Here is a 6,374-nt window from a genome sequence, read left to right as displayed (position 1 = left end):
CTAGAGAGCAAATAAAACACTCACTCCCTTTTTCCTTGTATTACATTGTTGAATTCCCACCCGCCGCCCGAAAGGGCGGCTTTTTTGTGTGCCATAGCAAACAGATTAAATAGCCACGCCCAGTGCTTCGGCCACTCTAGTCGCATGTGGGCCCAACCACCCCAGCACCGGGGTAAAACGCTCGACCAGCTTTTCACTATGGCTGGCAAAGCTCTCGGCCTCTTTGGCAATTTTTGCCGCGCGGGTAAGCGACTCGGCCACCTCAGCCTTATCAGGCTCCGCCTGTTCAACTTCCTCTTGTGCCTCTTCCAGCGCATTATTCAGCTTGCGCGGCTGCTGCGTACTAAGCTCGCCCAGCGCTGTGGTTAACTCACTCAGCGCCTGCTGAATATCCACCGCCTGAGGCTCAGGCACAGTGATTTTTGGTGTGGCCACAATCTGGTTATAGTCGCCAGTGTTTAACACCGCGCCATTGGCGTTGCCACCCACCTGTATTGTTCTGTCTGACATGGGAGTTACTCCTGTTCTGATTCATTAAGTTTTTCGGTAATTGGGTCTATCAGCTCACTATCCGTCTCTTGCCCTGCTGCCTCGCAATAATCAAGGTAGTTGCTTAGCATCACTCTTACCCTCGATCCATGCGCCTCTGGCCATCTAAGAAAGTAGGGAGAAAATAGCTGTACAGCCTCCTGCGAACTAGCCACCGCGGCTTCGTGCTGACCTAATTCGCTTTGTAAGACTGCAAGGTTATTCAGTGACATGGCTAGGTCAGTCGAATAAATATCGGGACTCGTTTGAACCAACGAACTGAAGTGTTCAACGGCTTCCCGCGAAGTGTTTAGGGCGGCTTCGTACTGACCTAGCTCGCTTTGTAAGAGTGCGAGGTTATTCAGTGACATGGTCAGGTCAGACAAATAAACATCAGGACTCGTTTGAACCAACAAACTGAAGTGTTTAACGGCTTCCCGCAAAGTGTTTAGGGCCGCTTCGTGCTCGCCCTGCTCGCTGTATCGGCTAGCAAGATTGTTGAGTGACATGGCCAGGTCAGGCAAAAAGGCATCGGGACTCGTCTGAGTTAGCACTCTACGTAATTCAACAGCTTCCTTTGCGGAGGCCAGTGCAGCTTCGCACTGGCCAGACTCGCTTTGCAGGTTAGCAAGATTATTCAGTACAGCGGCTAGATTGGGCAAAAAGGCATCGGGGCTCACCTGAGCGAGTGCTCTGCAGTGTTCAACGGCTTCCATTGCGGTGGTCAGGGCCGCTTCGTGCAGGCCCAACGCGCTTTGCCGACTAGCAAGGTTATTCAGAGCCGTGGCTAGGTTGGGCAAATAGGTATCAGGGTAAGCCTGGGCTAGTTTTCTCCTTAGTTCAACAGCTTCCAGCGCTGTGCCCAACGCCGCTTCATGCTGTTCCAGCTCGCTTTGCCGGATAGCAAGATTATTCAGTGAAGCCGCTAGGTTTGGCAAATAGACACCGGGATGGTCCTGAGCCAGCCTTCTTCTTAGTTCGACAGCTTCTTGTGCGCTGTTCAGGGCTGCTTCGCGATGGCCTAGCCTACTTTGCCGATTAGCGAGAGTGTTCAGAGCTGCTGCCAGGCTGGATAAGAAAGCACTAGGATTAGCCTGAGTGAGTGCTTTGAAGTATTCAACGGCTTCCAGTGCACTGGACAGGGCAGCTTCGTGCTTACCCAAAGCGCTTTGACGATTAGAAAGATTATTTAGAGCAATAGCCAAATGGCCCGAATAGGCATCGGGGCGGGCCTGAGTCAACGCTCTGCATTGTTCAACAGCTTCTAGTGCTGTGGTCAGTGCGGCTTCACGTTGACCCAAGTTGCTTTGTCGGTTTGCAAGCGTATTCAGCGACATGGCCAATCTGGATAGCACGATCTCACTGGCCTGCTGCTCGGCAAGAACCAGATCTTGCTGATACGAAATGGTGGCTAATTTACAGGCTAATTCTGCCAGAGCGATAGAGCTTTGTGGCATAGCATCATCAAGCAACTCTACCAGCTCCAAATTGTGTCGACTATCATCAACCAGCTGCTCTGCCCATTGTAACAACTGGGCCTGCTGAGCGGTTGGCTGGCTGACCGGGCAGGCAAAATCCTGTAACAGGCGAACCAGCGTAGCGGCTGCCTGTTCCTGACCATATTCAAGGGTACGAGCCAGGATGTCGGGCGCTTTTAAGCTTCGCTCTCTGTCACTATGTAAAAGCTGTATACACATGGCCTCGGCGATGAGATCGGGCTGCGTGGTTGAAAGTCTGGTTGTTTTGCCCGCGTCTTCCGCTGGCGGAAACGCCTGCTGCAAGGCCGGTAACTCTTTATCCAAGCTTGGACTATTCCAGCCCATGGCGATCAGCTCGGCGCTGAGCGTCTGGCGCATATCGGCAATATGGAGCCCGCCACACAGTAAATGAAAACACAAACAATGGGCCAGCTTAGTGGCATCGCCCCCTTCGCCAAAACACTTGTAAAAGCGGTCGATTTCTCGCTGCGCCAGTTTTTCGGCCGCAGCCAGATAATGTAATGATAAGGCTGCGCGCGGCGACATGTCCCGGCACAGAATACCGGCCATAACCAGCGCCAGTGGATTACCAAACTGCGGGTCGGCCAGCGCAGTATCAAAGTCGGGTTGTTCACCTGGCTCGGGGATTACACTGTCTTGTGGGGGCGACACCAGCGCTTGCGCTTCATTCAGTGCAGCACACAATACTGCTCGCCGTACTGGGATATCACTCAGACCGGCCAGCGCATAGGGCTCAAACTGAGTAAACAGATCAAGCCGCGCCTGGTCGCAGCCTAAAGCGGAGCCTGTTAGCGTGTGCCACCAGCCAGCCTCTTTGCTGGCTTCGCGCTCCAGCAGTAAGATACGCACCCGGATACCATCGGCCAGGTCGTCAAGCTGAGACAGGCCATCTAGCCACTGCGCCAGTGCCTGAGCATTAGCCCCGGCGTAATCAACCACCAGCAATAAAGAGTGGGACCAGTTAGCCTGGGCAAATTTAAAGGCATGTGCCAGCTGTTCCAGATCGTCGCTACGTACAAAGCCAGCTGCCCAGCCCGTTTGCAGCTCTGCCTGCTTGCACAGTTCAATGGCCAGGCGGGTTTTGCCACTGCCCGCGGAGGCGGTGATGGCAAAGACGGAAATATCTGTATTGTCATTTAACCATTCATGGAGCATCGAAAGCTCGCGCTCACGGCCCAGCAAGTTCAATGCTTTGTTGTGCGCGCTGAGAATATCCAGCACATTGGGTGGTGTTTGCGGACCTCGACGCCGCCGGGCAGGGGCATGATGGCGCACCAGCGGAATGTGAAATTGCGCCGCGTCTCCCACCTGATTATGGTCGCCGGTAATAATAATGCTCTGATTGGCACAGCCCTGCACTGACACGCTACGCTCGGCCATATCCACTCTCCCTGGTTAATGCTTACTTTTTCATCCTATTTCAGCAGTGCAGCTCAGGCAAGGGTTAAATTTTTACCCAGCGCTGTAAGTTCGTGTAACTGGCGAACCGTGTATTGTGTTCCATACTTGCTCTCGGAAACCACAATCCGGGAGGATAATGATGCTGGACTCAACCCCACAAACCACCAAACAAGACACCACCTTTGTGCAAAGCTACGGCATACACACGGGCTTTGTACCACGCTCTCAACTGATAAAGAAAAACTGGATGCTGGCAGGCGATGACTATGCCAAGTTACAGGGACACTGGCACGATAACGCGCTCACCGCCATTTATGGCAACTATTTTGTGGTAGAAAAAATTAACGGCGTTGAGGTTAGCGATGCCCAGGCACTGGCCACCCTCGAAGAGCTGAGCCGGGTAACGCTGGCGCAGCAATTTGGCCCGCAGTACAGCAATAACATCAGCTTTTTTGCCTCCGACCGCAGTGTCGGATGGGAATACCCCATACTGACCCCAGCGCAGGCCAAAGAGATCAGCACCAGTCTGGATGTGATAGCCTACAACAAGGTACTGCGCTATGCGTTTGCCTCAGCCTATGCGTACAGTCTGGAACCCGGTGGCACCTTTGCCTACAATGATGATCCGCTTTACCAGAAGTTAATGCTTACCAACGGTAAGCTTGAGATCATAGATACTTTACTGAATGTAGACGGCGTCTATGCCTTTGCCGTTAAAGTACCCGCCATTGCCTCTGAAGGCCTGGAAGAAGAAGTGATCATTGCCTACAAGGGCACCAACCCGTTTAACACCGGCGACCTGTACGAAGACTTTAAACTGTTTTTTGCCAACCTGGCCGAAACCGACATCGCCTGGCAGCGCACCGCCTTTGAGTTTTGCCAGCGCATTTTGGAGCAGTATCCAGCCAATCAGGCATCTGTTGCACCCGGTTATCAGGTACCCGAAGCGTCAACCAGCCATAATGTAGTTTTAACTGGCCACAGCCTGGGCGGTTATACCGCAGTCGACTCCGGCGTGCGTACAGGCATTCAAACCCGGGTTTTTGCCTCGCCCGGCACAAAGATCATCGACGCCTATGCCCGCTATTTTGCCAACACCATGCGACTGCGTAATGTGATCAACTTCCGCACCGACTATGATCCCATTTCGTCCTCCGCGCTGCGCCACGATGAAAACGAAGTCGAATTCCCGGCTTTCCCGGGTAACAACCTGTTTGTAAATCATTCGCTGGAAAATATGATCAAAGAGCGCCTGATCCCGCTCTATCACAACTGGCAAGACCCAACAGCCCGCCCAAGCCAGCTGTTCATCACCCCGGACGCCAGCACAGGCGCAGGCCTAAAATCCCGCACAAATGTTTGGGGGTCCACTACAAAAGGCGATTAAGTATCGCCTTTTGTCAGTGGACGCGAGCCCCGGATGGGCGAGCCGGACCTGCACTACAGGGACGTACTTTACTCCGCACTTAACACGACCGGTGATTAATTATCACCGCAGCGTGACTTGGCGCGAGACATGGATGTCGAGCCGGACCTGCACTACAGGGATGTACTTTACTCCCAGCTCGAGCGATTAAGTATCGCCTTTTGTCAGTGGACGCGAGACATGGATGTCGAGCCGGACCTGCGCTACAGGGACGTACTTTACTCCGCACTTAACACGACCGGTGATTAATTATCACCGCAGCGTGACTTGGCGCGAGACATGGATGTCGAGCCAGACCTGCACTACAGGGACGTACTTTACTCCCAGCCTGATCGATTAAGTATCGCCTTTTGTCAGTGGACGCGAGCCCCGGACGGGCGAGCCGGACCTGCACTACAGGGACGTACTTTACTCCACACTCAACACGACCGGTGATTAATTATCACCGCAGCGTGGCTTGGCGCGAGCCCCGGACGGGCGAGCCGGACCTACACTACAGGGACGTACTTTACTCCAGCCTGATCGATTAAGTATCGCCTTTTGTCAGTGGACGTGAGCCCCGGACGGGCGAGCCGGACCTGCACTACAGGGACGTACTTTACTCCACACTCAACACGACCGGTGATTAATTATCACCGCAGCGTGGCTTGGCGCGAGCCCTGGATGGACGACGAAAGACCGACGATTAAGTATCGTCGCAGGCTCGGCGCCCCCGCATGAGGAGGTGAGCGCATGGACCTACATGGACGTAGGGAAGTAGAACAATGCAGGAGCATATTGTCGAGATGCGCGATGGACGTAACTACAGGGACGTACTTTACTCATACGATTAAGTATCGCCTTTTGTCAGTGGACGTGAGCCCCGGATGGGCGAGCCGGCCCTGCTTTACGCCTGCACCACCCTAAGCATTCGCGTTGCTTTTAAGCAGACCCGGCTCGCTGGCCGGGGTGACGGTGGTGTGTGTATCTTTAGCACAAATGGAAGCAACTCAGGTGCCGCTTAGGAGTTCAAAGAAAAAATAAAAACCTCTTATAATCAATGATATAAAATAAACCCAAAACTTTTTTCAAAAAACTTGCTTGAAAAGCATTGGCCCCGGCCATAGATAGATTTGTGAGGACGCCGGAAGGGTCCAAAACCAAACTAAGACTTTGTTTTAAAAGTCTTTATTCAAGTAATGTTAGAGTTAAAAACCCGCTATTTACTGGTTTATTGCAAAGAGTAAATGGCTTAATTATCGCTTTATGAGGATATGATTATGCGTACAGTAGATTTATCACCCCTTTATCGTTCATTCATCGGTTTCGATCACCTTGCATCTATGATGGATGCGGCGCAACGTAGCAGCGAGAAGCAACCCAGCTACCCGCCTTACAACATCGAAGCGTTAGCTGAAGACAAGTACCAAATTACCATGGCGGTGGCCGGCTTTACGGAGCAGGAGTTATCGCTTGAGTCGGAAAATAACACGCTGACCGTGAAAGGCGAGAAGCAGAATAAAGAAGACAAAACCGACCGT

4 protein-coding genes are annotated in these 6,374 nt (G+C 52.8%); 2 read left to right on the top strand and 2 right to left on the bottom strand.

From position 1 onward, the window contains the following. Positions 1-105: 105 nt before the first annotated feature. Together TW77_RS23155 and TW77_RS24545 are read right to left on the bottom strand one after the other, a co-directional pair. Positions 106-510: a hypothetical protein gene (locus tag TW77_RS23155; RefSeq protein WP_052713336.1), complete on the bottom strand. Its 405-nt coding sequence runs from the start codon at positions 508-510 to the stop codon at positions 106-108. A gap of 5 nt (positions 511-515) precedes the next feature. After that, complete coding sequence (locus TW77_RS24545) at positions 516-3,407, bottom strand: tetratricopeptide repeat protein (RefSeq protein WP_052713335.1); 2,892 nt, start codon at positions 3,405-3,407, stop codon at positions 516-518. Between the two features lie 157 nt (positions 3,408-3,564). On the opposite strand from TW77_RS24545, the gene TW77_RS23145 reads away from it, so the two are divergent. Together TW77_RS23145 and TW77_RS23140 are read left to right on the top strand one after the other, a co-directional pair. Beyond that, complete coding sequence (locus TW77_RS23145; RefSeq protein WP_046007337.1) at positions 3,565-4,815, top strand: hypothetical protein; 1,251 nt, start codon at positions 3,565-3,567, stop codon at positions 4,813-4,815. A gap of 1,298 nt (positions 4,816-6,113) precedes the next feature. Then, positions 6,114-6,374: Hsp20 family protein (locus tag TW77_RS23140; RefSeq protein ID WP_046007336.1), on the top strand; the 261-nt coding region annotated here is incomplete at its 3' end.

The sequence above is a fragment of the Pseudoalteromonas rubra genome (assembly GCF_000967655.1).
GTDB lineage: Bacteria > Pseudomonadota > Gammaproteobacteria > Enterobacterales > Alteromonadaceae > Pseudoalteromonas > Pseudoalteromonas rubra_A.
Note: the sequence above shows the minus strand (reverse complement) of the source record. Positions and strands in the feature narration are given on the sequence as shown.